This is a genomic window from Arthrobacter sp. CJL-S3 (genome assembly GCF_056711635.1).
The window spans coordinates 1,769,510-1,787,761 of sequence record NZ_CM160046.1; the positions used below are offsets into that span (position 1 = coordinate 1,769,510).

15 protein-coding genes are annotated in these 18,252 nt (G+C 69.2%); 13 read left to right on the forward strand and 2 right to left on the reverse strand.

The window, feature by feature from the left end; all coding sequences use genetic code 11:
* Window positions 1–68: 68 nt before the first annotated feature.
* Both AC06G6_RS07950 and AC06G6_RS07955 read right to left on the reverse strand, forming a co-directional pair.
* Complete coding sequence (locus AC06G6_RS07950; protein WP_479827923.1) at window positions 69–833, reverse strand: potassium channel family protein; 765 nt, start codon at window positions 831–833, stop codon at window positions 69–71.
* Entirely contained in the window at window positions 834–1,505 is a 672-nt protein-coding gene (locus tag AC06G6_RS07955; RefSeq protein WP_479827925.1) for a potassium channel family protein, read from the reverse strand.
* Between the two features lie 225 nt (window positions 1,506–1,730).
* Here AC06G6_RS07955 and AC06G6_RS07960 point away from each other — a divergent pair, with 225 nt between their 5' ends.
* The 13 genes from AC06G6_RS07960 (at window position 1,731) to AC06G6_RS08020 (ending at window position 18,162) form a co-directional block, all read left to right on the forward strand.
* Window positions 1,731–3,707 carry an APC family permease gene (locus AC06G6_RS07960; RefSeq protein ID WP_479827927.1) on the forward strand — a complete coding sequence of 659 codons (1,977 nt, stop codon included), beginning with the start codon at window positions 1,731–1,733 and terminating at the stop codon, window positions 3,705–3,707.
* The gene (locus tag AC06G6_RS07965; protein ID WP_479827929.1) at window positions 3,704–5,077 is read left to right on the forward strand and encodes a class I SAM-dependent RNA methyltransferase; all 1,374 of its coding nucleotides are present in this window, start codon (window positions 3,704–3,706) and stop codon (window positions 5,075–5,077) included. Before AC06G6_RS07960 ends, AC06G6_RS07965 begins: the two co-directional genes overlap by 4 nt.
* A 170-nt stretch (window positions 5,078–5,247) precedes the next feature.
* Entirely contained in the window at window positions 5,248–8,061 is a 2,814-nt protein-coding gene (locus tag AC06G6_RS07970) for an aconitate hydratase (RefSeq protein WP_479827931.1), read from the forward strand.
* 161 nt (window positions 8,062–8,222) lie between these two features.
* Complete coding sequence (gene dxs, locus AC06G6_RS07975; protein ID WP_479827933.1) at window positions 8,223–10,196, forward strand: 1-deoxy-D-xylulose-5-phosphate synthase; 1,974 nt, start codon at window positions 8,223–8,225, stop codon at window positions 10,194–10,196.
* Window positions 10,193–10,750 (forward strand): DUF402 domain-containing protein, encoded by a 558-nt coding sequence (locus tag AC06G6_RS07980; RefSeq protein ID WP_479827936.1) that lies wholly within the window; start codon window positions 10,193–10,195, stop codon window positions 10,748–10,750. Before dxs ends, AC06G6_RS07980 begins: the two co-directional genes overlap by 4 nt.
* Window positions 10,747–11,304, forward strand: coding sequence for a hypothetical protein (locus AC06G6_RS07985; protein WP_479827938.1), 558 nt, complete (start codon window positions 10,747–10,749; stop codon window positions 11,302–11,304). Before AC06G6_RS07980 ends, AC06G6_RS07985 begins: the two co-directional genes overlap by 4 nt.
* Before the next feature lie 95 nt (window positions 11,305–11,399).
* Window positions 11,400–11,618 carry a helix-hairpin-helix domain-containing protein gene (locus tag AC06G6_RS07990; protein WP_307462951.1) on the forward strand — a complete coding sequence of 73 codons (219 nt, stop codon included), beginning with the start codon at window positions 11,400–11,402 and terminating at the stop codon, window positions 11,616–11,618.
* A gap of 119 nt (window positions 11,619–11,737) precedes the next feature.
* The gene (locus AC06G6_RS07995) at window positions 11,738–12,715 is read left to right on the forward strand and encodes an aldo/keto reductase (RefSeq protein ID WP_479827940.1); all 978 of its coding nucleotides are present in this window, start codon (window positions 11,738–11,740) and stop codon (window positions 12,713–12,715) included.
* Window positions 12,716–12,817: 102 nt separating this feature from the next.
* Entirely contained in the window at window positions 12,818–13,849 is a 1,032-nt protein-coding gene (locus AC06G6_RS08000; RefSeq protein WP_479828580.1) for a nucleoside hydrolase, read from the forward strand.
* 62 nt (window positions 13,850–13,911) lie between these two features.
* Window positions 13,912–14,760: an ECF transporter S component gene (locus AC06G6_RS08005; RefSeq protein WP_479827942.1), complete on the forward strand. Its 849-nt coding sequence runs from the start codon at window positions 13,912–13,914 to the stop codon at window positions 14,758–14,760.
* A 13-nt stretch (window positions 14,761–14,773) separates the two neighbouring features.
* On the forward strand, window positions 14,774–15,538 hold the full coding sequence (locus AC06G6_RS08010) for an energy-coupling factor transporter transmembrane component T (protein ID WP_479827944.1): 765 nt from the start codon (window positions 14,774–14,776) through the stop codon (window positions 15,536–15,538).
* Entirely contained in the window at window positions 15,535–17,139 is a 1,605-nt protein-coding gene (locus tag AC06G6_RS08015) for an ABC transporter ATP-binding protein (protein ID WP_479827946.1), read from the forward strand. The genes AC06G6_RS08010 and AC06G6_RS08015 overlap by 4 nt, the downstream gene beginning before the upstream one ends.
* Window positions 17,140–17,190: 51 nt before the next feature.
* Window positions 17,191–18,162, forward strand: a complete 972-nt coding sequence (locus AC06G6_RS08020) for a hypothetical protein (RefSeq protein WP_479827948.1) — start codon at window positions 17,191–17,193, stop codon at window positions 18,160–18,162.
* The last annotated feature ends 90 nt before the right edge of the window (window positions 18,163–18,252 follow it).

Here is an 18,252-nt window from a genome sequence, read left to right on the forward strand (position 1 = left end):
TGCGGTTGCGCTATCACTCTTGGTGCTTCTGAGAGCTCAGAAGCACCAAGAGTGATAGCGCAACCGGGCTAGCCGTCGAAGCCGTCGTCCTCCGGCAGCGGGTTCTCGTGGCCGAGCCGGCCCGAGGGGACGGGGTGCTGCCCGGCGGCGTCCTCGTCCTCGTCCTCGTCCTGCGACTCCGGCGAGAGCAGGGCCCGCAGCTGATCCTCGGCCGCGATCGTGGTCACAAAGAACAGCTCGTCGCCGCCGTCGATCACATCATCACGGCTCGGCGTGATCGGTGCCTGATCCCGCAGGATCGCCACCAGGGTCGAATCCTCCGGCCAGTCGATGTCGCCCACGGTCAGGCCGATCACATGCGAATCGTGGGGGACCGTGAACTCCACCAGCGATGACACACCCGTCTGCAGGGTCAGCAGGCGGACGAGGTCGCCGATCTCCACGGCCTCCTCGACCAGGGCGGTCATCAGCTGCGGGGTGTTGACCGCGACGTCGACGCCCCAGGAGTCGTCGAACATCCAGTCGTTCTTGGGGTTGTTGACCCGACCCACCGTGCGTCCGACGCCGAACTCGGTCTTGGCCAGCAGCGAGACCACCAGGTTGACCTTGTCGTCACCAGTCGCGGAGACCACGACGTCGGCGTCCTCCAGTTTCGCGTCCTGGAGCGTGCTCAGCTCGCAGGCATCGCCGACCAGCCAGTGCGCGCCGCGCAGGCCGCTGCGGCCGATCACCTCAGGTTTCAGGTCGATCAGCAGGATCTCGTGTTTGTGGGCCAGCAGTTCGCGCGCGATCGAGGAACCGACGCTTCCCGCCCCGACAATGACGACTTTCACTTAGGACTCCTTGGCGGGGGACTTGGCAAGAATGTGGGCGACTTCGGTGCTGCGGTCCACACCCAGCATGGCGTGCACGGTGTCGCCGTCCTGGTAGAGGGTGCCGGCCACGGGCAGCATGCCCTCGCCGAACCGTGTCAGGTAGGCGACGCGGACCCCGGCGGCCCTCTCGATCGCGGTGACCGGGTGGCCGATCCAGTCAGGGTTCAGATCCACCTCGGCGAGCACGAGCCGGCCGGAGGGGTCCCGGAAGTCGCCGGCGAGGTGCTGTTCGGGCAGGATCCGGCGGAGCACCTGGTCCGCGCTCCAGCGCACGGCGGCGACCGTGGGGATGCCCAGGCGCTGATAGATCTCGGCGCGGCCGGGGTCGTAGATCCTGGCGACCACGTGCGGGACATGGAAGGTCTCGCGGGCCACGCGGGTGGCCAGGATGTTGGAATTGTCGCCGCTGGAGACCGCGGCGAAGGCATAGGCCTCCGCGACGCCGGCCTGCTTAAGGGTTTCCCGGTCAAAGCCGACGCCGGTGACCTTGCGGCCGGTGAAGCCCGTGCGGAGCCGCCGGAAGGCGCGGTCGTCCTGGTCGATGATGGCCACGGAATGGCCCGCGTCCTCGAGTGTGTGCGCGAGGGTTGCCCCCACGCGGCCACAACCCATAATCACGAAGTGCGCCAACCGTGCCTCCTGTTGTTCCTGTACTGCTGCTGGGTAAAACTCTACCGGCCACCACGGCCCGGGCAGCCAGCCCCGCGGGCGCCGCATGGGCCCTCCCGACAACAGGCCCGGGAGCCCGCAAGTCAGCGGCCTCTGGTGCAGGTCATGCGGCCCTCCCGGAGCTGCCCGGACGACGGGGAGCGTCGCCGTCATGACATCGCGTCCGAATCGGACTAGCTTTGTCTGGTGCCGACAATTTTCAATGCCGTGAAGCGGGTGCTGGTAGGCAGGCCGTTCCGGAACGACAACCTGGCTCACACCCTCCTTCCCAAGCGGATCGCCCTGCCCGTTTTCGCCTCCGACGCGCTGTCCTCCGTGGCGTACGCGCCGGACGAAATCCTCCTGACGCTGGCGCTGGCCGGCGTCAGCGCCGTGGCGTTCTCGCCCTGGGTCGGACTGGCCGTCATGGTGGTGCTGCTGACCGTCGTCGCCTCCTACCGCCAGAACGTCCACGCCTACCCCTCCGGCGGCGGCGACTACCAGATCGCCAACGAGAACCTGGGCAAATATGCCGGGCTCACCGTCGCCTCCGCGCTGCTGGTCGACTACGTGCTGACCGTCGCCGTGTCGATGTCCTCCGCCGCGACGTACCTGACCACCGCGGTGCCCTCGCTGCACGGCCAGCAGGCGCTCATCGCGACGATCGGCGTCGTGATCCTGGCCCTCGTGAACCTGCGCGGGGTCAAGGAAGCCGGGACCCTGTTCGCCCTGCCGACCTATATCTTCATGGCCTCGATCCTCGGCATGACCGCCATCGGCGTCTTCCAGGCCGCCACCGGCCAGCTGGGCGAGGCGCCCTCGGCGGCCTTCACAATAGTTCCCGCGCCGGGCTTCGACGAGGGTCTGGTCGGCCTCGCCGGCGCGTTCCTGCTGCTCCGGGCCTTCTCTTCCGGAGCCGCGGCGCTGACCGGCATCGAGGCCATCAGCAACGGTGTGCCGAACTTCCAGAAGCCCAAGAGCAAAAACGCGGCCACGACGCTGCTGCTGCTCGGCGTGATCGCCGCTTCCATGCTTGCCGGGATCATCTACCTCGCGAACGCCACAAAGGTGCACATCGTGCTGGACCCGGCCACCGAGTTCCTGCTGAACGGCGAGCCGCTGCCGGAAGGCTATATCCAGAGTCCGGCGATCAGCCAGATCGCCCAGACGATCTTCGGTGCAGCGTCCATCCCCTTCTTCATCGTGGTCGCCGCGACCGGCGTGATCCTCGTCTTCGCCTCCAACACAGCCTTCAACGGTTTCCCGGTGCTCGGCTCGATCCTCGCCCAGGACGGCTACCTGCCCCGCCAGCTGCGCACCCGCGGGGACAGGCTGGCCTTCAGCAACGGCGTGCTGGCGCTGGCCGCCGGCGCGCTGGTGCTGATCATCGCCTTCAACGCGGACGTCACCAAGCTCATCCAGCTCTACATCGTGGGCGTCTTCATCTCCTTCACGATCAGCCAGCTCGGCATGGTCCGGCACTGGGGCCGGGAGCTCAAGCTCGCCAAGGACCCCGCGGTGAAGCGGCGGATGCTCAAATCGCGCACCATCAACGGCATCGGCTTCGGCATGACCGCCACGGTCCTGCTGATCGTCCTGATCACCAAGTTCGAACAGGGTGCGTGGATCGCGCTGCTGGCCATGTTCGTGCTGTTCCTGATCATGTGGAGCATCCGGGCGCACTACGACAACGTGGCCAAGGAACTCGCCGTGGACGAGGACTCGTCCCCGCGTGCCCTGCCCACCCGGGTGCACGCTGTGATCCTCGTCTCGCACGTCCGCAAGCCGGTGCTGCGGGCACTGGCCTATGCCCGCGCGTCGCGGCCCTCCCGGCTGGATGCCATCACCGTGGACATCAGCAACGAGGAGACCGAACAAACGGTCGCGGACTGGGAGAAGCTGGAAATCCCGGTACCGTTGACAGTGCTGGCCAGTCCGTTCCGCGAAACGGTGACGCCCATCATGGAGTACATCAAGAACATGCGGCGCGATTCGCCCCGCGACCTGATCGTCGTCTACATCCCCGAGTACGTCGTGGGCAAGTGGTGGGAGCAACTGGTGCACAACCAGACCGCACTGCGCATCAAGACCCGGCTGCACTTCGAGCCGGGCGTCATGGTGGCCAGTGTGCCGTGGCAGCTGAAATCATCCGAAGAAGCCAAGAGACTGCAGGACATCCAATGAGCTCCGACACCCAGACCCAACCGCACACCGAACTGATCGTCGACGTCGGGCCGGTCGCCCACGGCGGGCACTGCGTGGCCCGGCACGAGGGGCGTGTGGTGTTCGTCCGCCACGGCATCCCCGGCGAGAAGGTCCGCGTCCGGCTCACCGAGTCCGGTCCGGACGCCAAGTTCTGGCGCGGCGACGTCGTGGAGGTACTGGAGGCATCCCCCGACCGGGTAGGGCATTTCTGGGACCTGGCCGATTCCGTGCGTTCCTGGTCGCACCGCCACCCGCCGGTGGGAGGCGCCGAACTGGGCCACATCTCCCTGGCGCGCCAGCGCAGCCTCAAGGCCGAGGTGCTGGCCGAACAGCTGCGCCGCCTCGCCGGCGTCGACCTCACGCACGTGGGGGAGGGACTCACCGTAAAGGGCGCGGTGGAAGCCGTGGGGGAGCCCGGAACCGAAGCGGCGGCGGGCCTCGCCTGGCGCACCCGCGCCGGTTTTGCCGTGACTCCTGCCGGAAAGCTCGGCATGCACGCGCACCGCTCCGACCAGATCCTCCCGGTCCGGGAGATGCCACTGGCGTCGGAGGCCATCAACGCCCTCCGGCTCTGGGACATCGACCTGCAGGGCATCGAACGCATTGAGGTCGCCGCCCCGGCCAACGGCTCCCGCCCGCTGGTGCTCCTGGTCCCGGCCCCGGGAACGCGGGCCAAGCGGCTCAGCGCGGTCCTCGCCCAGCTGCCCGAGGACGTCTCGGTGGCGAGCTTCGATCCGGTCAAGGGCGAAGTGCTGCGGCTGCGCGGACGCACCTACGTCCAGGAGACCGCGTCCGGCCACGACTTCCGTGTCACCGGCGACGGTTTCTGGCAGATCCACCGGGACGGCCCGGACACCCTCGCCGCGGCTGTGACCGGATTCCTGCACGACGGCGGCTTCCTGGAACCGGGCGCCGTGGTGGCGGACCTGTACGCCGGGGCGGGGCTGTTCACCGCTCCGCTCGCGGACGCCGTGGGTGTCACCGGGTCCGTGCTGTCCGTGGAAGGATCGCCCGGCAGCAGCCGGGACGCCCGCAAAAACCTCCATGACGCGGCCCAGGTGGAGATCGTCCAGGGCCGGGTGGAACGGGTCCTGCGCGAGAAAGCCCGCAGCTTCGACGCCATCCTGCTGGACCCGCCCCGGGCCGGTGCCGGCAAGGCCGTCGTGAACCAGCTGGTCGGGGCGGGTCCGCGGGCCGTGGCCTATGTGTCCTGCGATCCGGCGTCCTTTGCCCGCGATGTGGGCTACTTCCAGCAGTACGGCTGGGAACTGGCGGGGCTGCGGGCCTTTGACCTGTATCCGCATACGCACCACATGGAGACTGTGGCGCTGCTGACTCCCCGGGGCTGAGGCCACTAGGATGGGCGGAGTAGTCCGACGTCGCGCTCCGTAATCACGGCTGACCTCCTGCACCCTGTACCGGACCTTGTACGAACAAGGCCGGCACTAGTTAGGACAACCTAACTAGCAAGGGGTCTGCGGCGCGACAAAGATGAAACTGTTGCGAGAGGAGTCCTGCGATGAGCATTGTGGACAGCTTCGGTTCAAAAGGCAAACTTAATGTAGCCGGTACCGAATACGAAATTTTCCGGTTGAACTCCGTTGAAGGTGCAGAAAACCTTCCGTTCAGCCTCAAGGTATTGCTTGAAAACCTGTTGAGGACCGAGGACGGCGCCAACATTACGGCCGATCACGTCCGAGCACTGGCCGGCTGGGACCCCAGCGCCGAGCCCGACACTGAAATCCAGTTCACGCCGGCGCGCGTGATCATGCAGGACTTCACTGGCGTGCCCTGCGTTGTGGACCTTGCCACCATGCGTGAAGCAGTCAAGGAGCTCGGCGGTGACCCCAAGCGGGTCAACCCGCTGGCACCTGCCGAAATGGTGATTGACCACTCCGTGCAGATCGATGCCTTCGGTAACTCCGGCGCACTGGAGCGCAATATGGAGATCGAGTACCAGCGCAACGGCGAGCGGTACCAGTTCCTGCGGTGGGGCCAGACGGCGTTCGACGACTTCAAGGTCGTCCCGCCCGGAACCGGCATCGTGCACCAGGTCAACATCGAGTACCTGGCCCGCACCGTCATGACCCGCGAAATCGACGGCGTTGTCCGGGCCTACCCGGACACCTGCGTCGGCACCGACTCCCACACCACCATGGTCAACGGCCTGGGTGTGCTGGGCTGGGGCGTCGGCGGCATCGAAGCCGAGGCGGCCATGCTTGGCCAGCCCGTCTCCATGCTGATCCCGCGCGTCGTTGGCTTCAAGCTGACCGGGTCCATCCCGGCCGGTGCGACCGCCACCGACGTCGTCCTGACCATCACCGAGCAGCTCCGCAAGCACGGTGTGGTCGGCAAGTTCGTGGAGTTCTACGGCGAAGGCGTCGCGGCTGTGCCGCTGGCCAACCGCGCCACTATCGGCAACATGAGCCCGGAGTTCGGCTCCACGGCCGCCATGTTCCCGATCGACGACGTCACCCTCGACTACCTGCGCCTCACCGGCCGCTCGGACGAGAACGTTGCCCTCGTGGAGTCCTACGCGAAGGAACAGGGCCTCTGGCACGATCCTTCCAAGGAGATCAAGTTCTCCGAGTACCTCGAGCTGGACCTGTCGACGGTTGTCCCGTCGATCTCCGGCCCGAAGCGCCCGCAGGACCGCATCATCCTCACGGAGTCCAAGGACCAGTTCCGCCAGGACCTGCGCAACTACGTGAAGGAAGAGCTGGTCGGCGGCAGCGTGGACGAGGCAATCGACGAAAGCTTCCCCGCTTCCGACGCGCCGTCGTTCACCGGTTCCGCGAGCCACCTCACGGACGAGGCCCCGCACGCGCACGGCCCGGCGGCCGACGGCCGCCAGTCCAACCCGGTCAGCGTCAAGACCGCGGACGGCCGCGAGTTCGAACTGGACCACGGCGCGGTGTCGATCGCCTCGATCACTTCCTGCACCAACACGTCCAACCCGTCCGTGATGCTGGCCGCCGCACTGCTGGCCCGCAACGCCGTCGACAAGGGCCTGAGCTCCAAGCCGTGGGTCAAGACCTCGGTGGCTCCCGGGTCCAAGGTCGTCACCGACTACTACAACAAGTCGGGCCTGACCCCGTACCTGGAGAAGCTTGGCTTCTACATCGTCGGTTACGGCTGCGCGACCTGCATCGGCAACTCCGGCCCGCTCGACGCCGAAATCTCCGAGGCCATCCAGGCCAACGACCTTTCCGTCACCGCCGTGCTGTCCGGTAACCGCAACTTCGAAGGCCGGATCAACCCGGACGTGAAGATGAACTACCTGGCCTCCCCGCCGCTGGTCATTGCTTACGCCCTGGCCGGCACCATGGACTTCGATTTCGAGAACGACGCCCTGGGCCAGGACGAGGCCGGCAACGACGTCTTCCTGAAGGACATCTGGCCGAACCCGGTCGAGGTCCAGCAGGTCATCGACTCCTCGATCGACAAGGAAATGTTCGCCCGCGGCTACGAGGGCGTCTTCGAAGGCGACGACCGCTGGAAGGCACTCTCCACCCCGGCCGGCGACACCTTCGCCTGGGATCCGAAGTCCACCTACGTCCGGAAGCCGCCGTACTTCGACGGCATGAAGGCCACGCCGGAACCCGTCACGGACATCACCGGCGCTCGGGTGCTGCTGAAGCTCGGCGATTCCGTCACCACGGACCACATCTCCCCGGCAGGTTCGTTCAAGTCGGACACCCCGGCCGGGCAGTACCTGCTGGCCAACGGTGTGGAGCGCAAGGACTTCAACTCCTACGGCTCGCGCCGTGGCAACCACGAGGTCATGATCCGCGGAACGTTCGCGAACATCCGGATCAAGAACCAGATCCTGGACGGCGTCGAGGGTGGATTCACCCGCGACTTCACCCAGGCCGACGGCCCGCAGGCCTTCGTCTACGACGCCGCGCAGAACTACCAGGCCGCCGGCACCCCGCTGGTCGTCCTGGCCGGCAAGGAGTACGGCTCCGGCTCATCTCGTGACTGGGCAGCCAAGGGCACCGCACTCCTGGGCGTCAAGGCTGTCGTGGCCGAAAGCTACGAGCGCATCCACCGCTCCAACCTGATCGGCATGGGCGTCCTGCCCCTGCAGTACCCGGCCGGCCAGAACGCTGCCAGCCTCGGGTTGACCGGCACGGAGACCTTCGCGGTTGAGGGCGTGACCGCCCTCAACGAAGGCACCACGCCGAAGACGCTCAAGGTCACCGCCACGGCCGAAGACGGCACCGTCACGTCCTTCGATGCGGTCCTGCGCATCGATACCCCGGGCGAGGCTGACTACTACCGCAACGGCGGCATCCTGCAGTACGTTCTGCGGCAGATCTCCGCCAGCTAGCACAGCGCTCCTCCCGCAGGGGAGGAACAGGTGCCAGGTGCGAAAGCCCCGGCCGGTCCCAGACCGGCCGGGGCTTTTTCGTGCCCAGCGCGTTCCGGCACGAGGGCTACCCCGGAGGCGTTAGAGTTAAAAGGCATGTCTACCACCCGAAGGAGGGGCCGTTGGGAATCTTGGAGACCATCCGGAATCCGCAGGACCTGAGCAAGTTGTCCGAGGCGCAGCTGGATCAGCTGGCCGCCGAGGTCAGGGAATTCCTGATCGGCAACGTTTCCCAGACGGGCGGGCACCTGGGCCCGAACCTCGGCGTCGTCGAACTCACCATCGCGGTCCACCGGATCTTCGATTCCCCCCGCGACAGCATCGTCTTCGACACCGGCCACCAGTCCTACGTGCACAAGCTCCTCACCGGACGCCAGGACTTCAGCACCCTGCGCCAGCAGGGCGGCATGTCCGGCTACCCGGACCGCGCCGAATCCGAGCACGACATCGTCGAAAGCTCGCACGCGTCCTCCTCGCTCTCCTGGGCGGACGGGATCTCCCGCGCCCGGCAGCTGACCGGCGACGGCGACCGCTACGTCATCGCCGTCGTGGGTGACGGCGCCCTGACCGGCGGCATGGCCTGGGAGGCCCTGAACAACATCGCCGCGGACAAAAAGCGCCGCGTCGTGATCGTCGTGAACGACAACGGCCGCTCCTACGCCCCGACCGTGGGCGGCTTCGCGGACTACCTCGCCTCGCTGCGCCCCACCATCGATTCCTTCCGCGCCGCCCCGGCCTACGAGGGCACCCTGGACTGGTGGCGGAAGAGGCTGCAGAACGGCGGACCCGCGGGCCAGTTCACCTACCGCAGCCTGCACGCCATGAAAAAGGGCGTCAAGGACTGGTGGGCCCCGCAGGGCATGTTCGAGGACCTCGGGATGAAGTACATCGGACCCGTGGACGGCCACAACCTCCAGGCCATGGAGCACGCCCTGGCCACCGCCAAAAACTACGCCGGTCCCGTGATTGTGCATGCCATGACCGAGAAGGGCCACGGCTACGCGCCGGCCCGCGCCCATGAGGCGGACCAGTTCCACGCCGTCGGGATCATCGACCCGGAGACCGGCGAACCGACCGAGGCCGGCGGCGCCAAGTCCTGGACCGCCGTCTTCGCCGACGAGATCGCCGACATCGCGGACGAGCGCAAGGACATCGTCGGCATCACCGGCGCCATGCTGATCCCCGTCGGGCTGCACAAGTTCGCTGCCCGGCACCCGGAGCGGGTGTTCGACGTCGGCATCGCCGAACAGCACGCCCTCACCTCTGCCGCGGGCATGGCCTTCGGCGGGCTGCATCCCGTCGTCGCGGTCTACGCGACGTTCCTGAACCGCGCCTTCGACCAGCTCCTGATGGACGTCGCCCTGCACAAGGCCGGCGTCACGATCGTCCTCGACCGCGCCGGCGTCACCGGGCCCGACGGCGCCAGCCACCACGGCATGTGGGACATGGCCATGGTCCAGATCGTCCCCGGCCTGCACCTCGCGGCCCCCCGCGACGCCAGCCGGCTGCGCGAGGAACTCCGCGAAGCCGTCGCCATCGAGGACGCCCCCAGCGTGATCCGCTACTCCAAGGGCACCGTGGGCGCCGAGGTGGAGGCCATCGAGCGGCTCAACGACGGCGTGGACGTGCTCGCCCGCCGCCCGGCCGGCTCCAGCGACAACGACGTGCTGATCGTCAGCGTCGGGGCGATGTCCGAACTCGCCCTCGACGTCTCCAACCGGCTCGGCGCGCAGGGCATCAGCTCCACGGTCGTGGATCCCCGCTGGCTGCTCCCGGTCCGGAAATCGATCATCGCCCTCGCCTCCCACCACCGCCTCGTCATCTGCATCGAGGACGGGGTGCGTGCCGGCGGCGTCGGGTCCCGGATCCGCCAGGAAATGCGGGCCGCCGGGGTGGACACCGCGCTGAACGAGGTCGGCCTCCCGGTCGAGTTCCTCGTCCACGGAACCCGCAGCCAGGTGCTCGAACGGGTCGGACTGACCGCCCAGCAGATCACCCACGACGTCGTGGCGCAGGTCCTGGGGACCAAAGTGCCCTTCGCGCGGCCCCTCCCGGGCCAGGAACACCCCAGCACGGGCAGCCTGCCGATCCTGTGAGGGACTCTGTGAGGATTCCCGATGGACTGGCGCCGGGGGACCTGGTCGTGTCCCGGAACCGGAAATGGAACGGCAAGGCCCACTGGGTGGTGCCCGGCACCTACCTCGGCGAGGACCACCACGGCTGGTGGATCTTCCAGGGAACCAACGAGTTCTGCTCCCGCCCGGGCGCGGCGTTCTACGCCGAATCCGACGCCGTGCTGCTCATCCCGCGCACCGGGGAGTACGTGGCCACGTTCTACGACGAGGCCCATCCCGCCGGCGTCCAGGTCTACGTGGACCTGGCGACCGGCCACGGCTGGACCACGATCCGGCCCGGAGTCACCGAGTTCCACCTGATCGACATGGACCTGGACGTGATCCGCACCGCGGACCGCGGCGTGTACGTGGACGATGAGGACGAGTTTGCCGAGCACCGGATCGAGATGGACTACCCCGCAGACGTGGTGGACCGGATCAGCGCCGCGTCGGACCAGCTTTACCAAGCCGTCAAGGCACAACAGCCACCGTTCGACGGCGCAGACCGCGAATGGTTCAGGAAAGGACGGGCATGAGCGGAATTATCCGGGTTTACAAACGCAACGACGACGGGGTCCTCGAATTCCGGGAGGGCTGGTTCGACGAGGATTACAGCCAGTTCGTGATGAACCACGGCGTCGTCGGGCACCAGAGCAAAACCGATGAGACCGACGTCGCCGACGCCGCCGCCGCGGAGGGCCTGATGGATGCCTTCGCCGTGCAGTGCGCCGAGGACGGCTTCGCCGAGATCCCCGAGGAGGAGCAGTTCTGGGTCGTGGCCCAGTACGCCCTGAAGACCAAGGACGGCACGGACCGCGACCGCTACCTCGAGGAAAAGGCCAAGGACGCCCTGATCAGCCACCTGGCCTGGCGCGGGCTCGGCATCGTGGACCGCTCGGAATTCTCGGATGCCAAGCTCAACATCTTCATCCTCACCCCTGACGTCAACAAAGCCGTCAACGCGATCAAGGTCTGCATCCGCGGCGAGGACCTGGACTTCACCAAACTGAGCATCGGCGCCGCAGCCTTCGGCGAGACCGCCTTCAAGCTCAAGCACTCTCCGAAGCCGGCCAACAGCTTCAGCCTGTAGGACCTGTAGGACCTGTAGGACCCTGTTGCACCAGGGCAGTTTCACCGGCACGATCCACATCAGTTTTGGGGGACACCGACTGGAAGGCATGCATCATGGCACCGAAATCCGTTGAACCCGGCCGTACCCCGCTGCCGCGGGGGATCGCGGCACCCGCCCGCCGGTCACTGGCCCACGCCGGCGTCGAGACCCTTGAGCAGGTGGTGGCGCTGGGCGGCCGCGCACTTGCGGGGATGCATGGGATGGGTCCGCGGACCCTCGCCCAGCTCGAGGATGCCCTGGATGAACACGGTCTGGAACTGCCCGCAGGGTAGGCGCTGGACCTGCAGTGCCGGGCCTGTAGCGCCGGTCCTGCAGTGCCGGGCCTGTAGCGCCGGACCTGCAGGTACGGCCGTGCCCAGGCGGCGCTGCCGGCCGTTATAGGCTGAACACCATGACTGAATACCGCCGCGTAGGAAATTCCGGACTGACCGTCTCTGTCGTAGGGCTTGGCTGCAACAACCTGGGCCGCTCCAACACCGCGACCGAGTCGCAGGAGGGAACCGACGCCGTCGTGCATGCGGCTTTGGACGCCGGGATCACCTTCTTCGACGTCGCCGACAGCTACGGCCGGGAGCCGGGCCTCAGCGAGACGATGCTGGGCAAGGCCTTGAAGGGCCGCCGCGGCGATGCCGTCGTCGCCTCGAAGTTCGGCCTGGACATGCGCGGGACCAACGGCAACGACTTTGGGGCCCGCGGCTCCCGCCGCTACATCATCACCGCCGTCGAGGCCTCGCTGCGCCGGCTCGGGACAGACTGGATCGACCTCTACCAGTTCCACACCCCCGACCCGCTGACCCCGATCGAGGAGACCCTCGCCGCCCTCGACGAGCTCGTCACCAGCGGCAAGGTCCGCTACATCGGCCACTCCAACCGCGCCGGCTGGCAGATCGCCGAGGCCGAGTTCGTGGCCCGCGCCCGCGGGGGAGCACGCTTCATCTCCAGCCAGAACCACTACAACCTGCTGGACCGCCGCGCCGAGCTCGAGGTCACGCCCGCCGCCGAGGCCTACGGACTGGGCGTCCTGCCGTACTTCCCGCTGGCCAACGGCCTGCTGACCGGCAAGTACGCCAAGGACACCGCGCCCGAGGGCTCACGCCTCAGCCACACCCGCACCAACCTGGTCCACGACGCCGACTGGGACCAGCTGGCGGCCTTCAGCGCCTTCGCCGCCGAGCGCGGCCTGACGGAGATCCAGGTGGCGTTCTCCTGGCTCGCAGCCCAGCCCTCGGTCAGCAGCGTCATCGCCGGTGCCACCCGGCCCGAACAGGTCCGGCAGAACGCCGCCGCCGTGGCCTGGATTCCCAGCGCCGCGGAACGTGCCGAACTGGGCGACATCTTCCCGCGGACGCCGAAGGTCGCGCTGTTCTAGATGGAACCGCTGTCACCGGGGGCCGCCGACGGGTCCGCCGCCGGGTCCGGGTCCGCCGCCGGGTACGGGGCCGGCGTGCCCGCACCGGCGCACACCATCCTGATGGACGTCGACACCGGAATCGACGACGCCCTGGCCCTCGTCTACCTGCTGTCCCGGCCGGAGGTCCACCTGCAGGCCATCACCTGCACCGCCGGGAACGTCGGTGCCCGCCAGGTCGCGCTCAACACCCTGGCGCTGCTGGAACTGTGCGGGCGGCCGGGCGTCGAGGTGGCCACCGGCGCCGAGGCTCCGCTGGAAATCCCGCTGGTCACCACCGAGGAGACCCACGGGCCGCAGGGAATCGGCCACGCAGAGCTGCCGGCGCCCGCGCAGCAGATCTCGCCGCGCCACGCCGTCGACGTCTGGGTGGAGGAGGTCCGGGCGCACCCGGGGGAGATCACCGGGCTGATCACCGGTCCGCTGACCAACTTCGCCCTGGCCCTGCGCCGCGAACCGGAGCTGCCGATGCTCCTCAAGGGCCTCGTGATCATGGGCGGAAGCTTCTACTACCAAGGCAACACGACGCCGACGGCGGAATGGAACGTCTCGGTGGACCCGCACGCGGCCCGGGAAGTCTTCGCCGCCTACCGCGGCCTGCCGGAGGACAAGCTGCCGGTGGTGTGCGCGCTGGAGACCACGGAGCGGATCGAGATGCTCCCGGACCACCTCCGGCGCCTCGGCGAGGCCGCCGGCGCCGGGCCCGAACTCGTCCTCCCGGAGCAGCCCGAGGGGCTCCGCAGCGCCTCGGCCAGCCCGCTTGTGGCCTGCCTGTCGGATGCGATCCGGTTCTATATGGAGTTCCACCGGATCTATGACCAGGGCTACGTGGCGCACATGCATGACGCGTTCGCGGCCTGCGCCGCCGTCGGACGGACCCCGTTCACCACCCGCCTGGCCACCGTCGACGTCGAAACCCGCTCGCCCCTGCTGATCGGGACCACGGTGGCGGACTTCCGCGGGCTGTGGGGCCTGCCGCCCAACGCCCGGATCGTCACCTCCAACGACCCGGAGCACTGCTTCGAGGAGCTGATTTCCTCCGTGGGGGCGCTGGCGCGGCGACGCATGTCCTCCGGGCCGCCCGCCACTGGCTAGGATGGTAGCTGCGCCGAGGTGACATAGGCGGATGTTGCAGCCCCCACCGAAGGACCATCCCTATGTCACAGCAGTCCCTGATCCTCCCTGCCCCCGGAAGCGGCCCCGGCGCCGGTACCGGGTCCGCCAAGGCACGGCGCAACCGCCGCCTGCTGGAGCTCGCCGGCGCCGCCGCGATCGCGGCCACCTACATCTTCCTTGTCCTGACCCAGCCAGCGGACATCGCCAACGGACCGGCCAGCTTCTCGGCGCTCGTGGCCCTCGGCGGGTTCCTGCTCGGCGCGGTCCTGCTGATCGCCGCGGCACTCCCGGTCCTGCCCACATCGACCCTGGTGCTGATGCCGGTGGCGCTGGTCCTGAACGTGGTCCTGGGCCAGCTCATGGGCAGCACCGGGCTGCCGTTCTACTTCGACGCCATCGGCACCGTCCTGATCGCCGTCCTCGCCGGCCCGGCGGCTGGAGCCGCCACGGGCGCCCTCAGCAGCATCGTCTGGTCCTTCTTCAACCCGACCGTGCTGCCCTTCGCGGCCGGGGCGGCGCTGATCGGCTTCCTCGCCGGACTGGCAGCCCGCGGCGGGCTGTTCCGCCGCTTCTACCTGGCACCCGTGGCCGGCTTCGTCACTGGCATCCTCGCCGGCGTCGTCTCCGCCCCGATCGCAGCCTTCGTCTTTGGCGGCACCGCGGGCCTCGGCACCGGAGCGGTCGTCAGCGCCTTCCGCGCCATGGGCGACACCCTGCTCGCAGCCATCACCAAGCAGGCGCTGATCTCGGACCCGATGGACAAGGCCATCGTCTTCGCGATCGCCGCGCTGCTGGTCTACGCATTGCCGCGCCGCACCACCTTCCAGTTCCCCTTCGTGCGGCGCTTCCGGGTGCTCGCCGGCAAGGGGCCGGAAACGCCCGAAGCCTGAGGCCGGCACCCCATTGAGAACGCCCTCTACCCTCCATCCGCTGACATCACTGACGGCAGCCGGCTGCACCGCGGTGATCACGACGGCGGCAGGCACCTGGCCGCTGTCGCTCGCGGTGGCCCTCGCAGCCGTGCTGCTGGCCCGGCGCGCCGGCGCCGGACGGCGGGTGTTGGGAACGGCCGCGGCGGTGCTGCTTCCGCTGGGCCTGTCCCTGCTGCTGCTGCACGGGCTGTTCTTCCCGGAGGGGCGCACCGTCCTGGCGGCCTGGGGGCCCGCCCGGGTCACGGCAGAAGGCCTGGCCTTCGCCTGGGAGGCAGGCACCCGCACGGGCGCCTGCGTGCTGGTGCTGCTGCTCTTCTCCTTCACGGTCAGCGCCCCCGATCTCGTCGCCGCACTGGCCGCGCGGGGGCTGTCGCCGCAGTTCGGCTTCGTCCTGGCCTCCGCCCTCACCCTGCTGCCGGCCATGGTCGGCCGGCTGGAGCGCATCAGGGCAGCACAGGAGTCCCGCGGCCTGGTGCTCCGCGGCGGGGTGCTGCCAAGGCTCGCCGCCGCCCGGCTGCAGATGGTCCCGCTGGTGCTGGGCCTGATCGAGGATTCCGGCAGCCGCGCCCAGGCCCTCGACGCGCGCGGCTTCGGCGCCGCGGGTCCCCGGACCAGCTACCGCGAAGTCACCGACCCGCCCGCCCAGCGCCGGCTCCGCACCGCGCTGCTGCTGCTCACCGCCGCAGCCGTGGCACTCCGGCTCGTGGCCTCCTGGCCCGGCGCGGGGTCCGTATGACAGCCACGGAGCCCGCCGCCGCCGGGGTCGCCAGCACCGCGGCAACCGCGGGGATGGCAACCGCCGGGACCGCAGGCACCACCGTCACAACCGCCTCAGTGCTTGCCCCCGCCGCAGGCGCCCCCTTGCTGGCCGCCCGGATCGGCAGCTTCAGCTTCCACGGCGAGGCCACCCCGGCGCTGCACGGCATCGATCTCAGTATCCGTCCGGGCGTCCTGACGGCGGTCCTCGGCGGGTCCGGGAGCGGCAAAACCACCCTGGGCAAGCTGCTGGCCGGCTGGCTCCGGCCCGGACACTCCGGAACCCTTACCGGATCGCTCACGCTGGCCGGGGAACCGCTGACGTTCCGGGGCCTGGAGGACGACCCCCGGATCAATCCCTCGGCATGGTCCACCCGGGTGGGCTACGTCCCCCAGGATGCGGCCGCCATGCTCTCCACGGTCCGCTCCACCGTGGCCGAGGAACTGGCCTTCGGCCTGGAGAACCGCGGCACCCCGCGGCCCGACATGCTCCGCGCCGTGGCGGGCACGGCGGAGCAGACCGGCCTCACGGCGCTCCTGGACCGGGATCCCGCCACCTTGTCCGGCGGTGAACTGCGCCGGCTGGCCATGGCCTGCGCCGTAATCCAGAACCCCGGGGTGCTGGTCCTTGACGAACCGCTCGCCTCCCTGGACGCGGCGGGCATCATCCAGGTCCGGGACCTCATCAACCGGCTCACCGGCGCCGGGACCGCCGTCGTGCTGCTGAGCCAGTCCGCCGACGGGCTCGCCCGCTCCGCCGAACACTGGATCATCCTCGACGGCGGCACCGCCACCGCGAGCGGCCCGCCCCGGGAACTGATCCGGTCCGCGGAACTGGCCCGGACCGGGACCGTGCTGCCCACGGTCATCCACACCCTGCCCGCCGTCCGGGCCGGCGCGCCCGAGCCGGAGGCCGCACCGGTGCTGGAACTGGAGGGCCTCGGGTTCGGCTACCCCGGGACCGGCGACGCCCCGGGGGAGCCGATGCTGCGGGACCTGGGGCTCACGGTGCGGCCGGGGGAGATCGTGGCGATCACCGGCCCGAACGGGGCCGGCAAATCCACGCTGCTGCGCCACTTCAACGGACTGCTGCGGCCGCACTCCGGGGACGTGCGCGTCCGGGGACGCAGCATCGCCGGGATCCCGACCGGCCGTATCGCCGCCTCGGTCGGCCTGCTCTTCCAGCATCCCCGCGACCAGCTGTTCGAGCGGACGGTGCTGCGGGAGGCCAGCTTCGGCCTCCGGCGGCTGCATGGCAGGGACGCCGGCGCCAGGGCGTACGAGGCGCTGGCGGCCGTCGGGCTGTCCGGGGCCGCCCGGTCGCACCCGGCGGAGCTGCCGGCCTCCCAGCAGCGGCTGCTCGCCCTGGCCACGGTCCTGGCCCGCCGCCCGGCCGTGTTCGCCTTGGACGAGCCGACCGTGGGGCTGGACCGTCATGGCCTCGACCGGCTGGACCACGCCTTAGCCGCCGCCGCGGCACGGGGCGCCGCCGTCGTGCTGGTCACCCACGATGCCGCCTACGCCCGGGCCACGGCGGACCGTGTCCTGGCGCTCGACGGCGGGAGGCTGCGGGAATACTGACGGGGGCTTGTGACTCTACCGGGCTGCCCTCCGGCACCCGAGGATGGGGCCATGGGCACCCCAGCAGACACCGCCACAACCGCGAATCGTCCGGCCGTCCTGGCCATTTCAGCCCAGCTCTGGCTGATTCTCGGAACCCTCGGTGCTCTCTGGACGCTCTCGCGGCTGCTGCTGATGATGGTCATGGGTGGGTTGCTCGCGCCCGAGGCGTACCTCCCGACTCTGTTGCTTTACCTGGCCAACGGGGCTGTGTTTGTGGCGTGCATTGTGTTTGCCCAGCTCCTGGGTCAGGGCAGGCGGCTGGCACGCCTTGTCCTGTCGGCGTATGTGGTGATCCTTCCGGCGCTCCTCTACATCCCTGACCTGGCGGCCGGCCCGCCCGCCGCCGGGATGCCCGAACGGGACGTGCTGCTCTCGCCCGCCAGCGCCGCCGTGGTGCTTGCGGTCGCCGCGACTGTGCTGATGTGGCTGCCGCCGGCCAACGCGTATGTCGCCCGCGGCGGTGCGCGCACGCTGGAAACCCCGGACGGTTCGCAGGCCGCGTCCGTCAGTGTGCCGCCAGCCGTCCGGGCGGCTGTCGTGATCCTGGTGGTCTCCGGGGTGATCGCCGCGCTGGAGGCAGTTGCGGGCCTGCTCCTCCTGACGGAAAGTATCGGTACTGATGCGAAGACGACGCCGGCACTGGTGCTGTTTCTGACGCTGGCCGCGGTGGCGGTGGGGAACCTCGCCTGCGCCTGGGCGGTCCGGCGGGGAAAGCCGTCCGTCCGGCCCGTCCTCACGGTCATCTCTGTGGCGGGACTCGTCCTGGTCGTGCTGGCGACGGTCGGCGCCTTCTCCAACGTACGCGCCGGGGACCCGTGGGCCGAGGCCGGGCTGCCCGCGCTGATCCTCATGACCGTTTTCTCCCAGGGGCTGCCGGTCGTCGGGTGTCTGGCCGCTGCGGTCCTCATCTGGCTGCCTTCTGCCCGGCATCACTTCGGCCGCGGCGCGGTAGTTCATCCGGCCGGCACCATCGCATCCTGACACGGCAGCGCCGCCGCCCGCACTCGTTAGGAGTGCCGACGGCGGCGGGTACGGTGCCCGGGACTGGCCCCGGGTCCGGCAAGGATCAGC

Excerpts from the sequence above, each read along its gene's own strand:
- AC06G6_RS07995 (WP_479827940.1), top strand. The coding sequence starts at position 11,738 with ATGACTGAATACCGCCGCGTAGGAAATTCCGGACTGACCGTCTCTGTC.
- AC06G6_RS08020 (WP_479827948.1), top strand. The coding sequence starts at position 17,191 with ATGGGCACCCCAGCAGACACCGCCACAACCGCGAATCGTCCGGCCGTC.
- AC06G6_RS08015 (WP_479827946.1), top strand. The coding sequence starts at position 15,535 with ATGACAGCCACGGAGCCCGCCGCCGCCGGGGTCGCCAGCACCGCGGCA.
- AC06G6_RS07985 (WP_479827938.1), top strand. The coding sequence starts at position 10,747 with ATGAGCGGAATTATCCGGGTTTACAAACGCAACGACGACGGGGTCCTC.
- AC06G6_RS08005 (WP_479827942.1), top strand. The coding sequence starts at position 13,912 with ATGTCACAGCAGTCCCTGATCCTCCCTGCCCCCGGAAGCGGCCCCGGC.
- AC06G6_RS07970 (WP_479827931.1), top strand. The coding sequence starts at position 5,248 with ATGAGCATTGTGGACAGCTTCGGTTCAAAAGGCAAACTTAATGTAGCC.
- AC06G6_RS07990 (WP_307462951.1), top strand. The coding sequence starts at position 11,400 with ATGGCACCGAAATCCGTTGAACCCGGCCGTACCCCGCTGCCGCGGGGG.
- AC06G6_RS08000 (WP_479828580.1), top strand. The coding sequence starts at position 12,818 with ATGGACGTCGACACCGGAATCGACGACGCCCTGGCCCTCGTCTACCTG.
- AC06G6_RS07965 (WP_479827929.1), top strand. The coding sequence starts at position 3,704 with ATGAGCTCCGACACCCAGACCCAACCGCACACCGAACTGATCGTCGAC.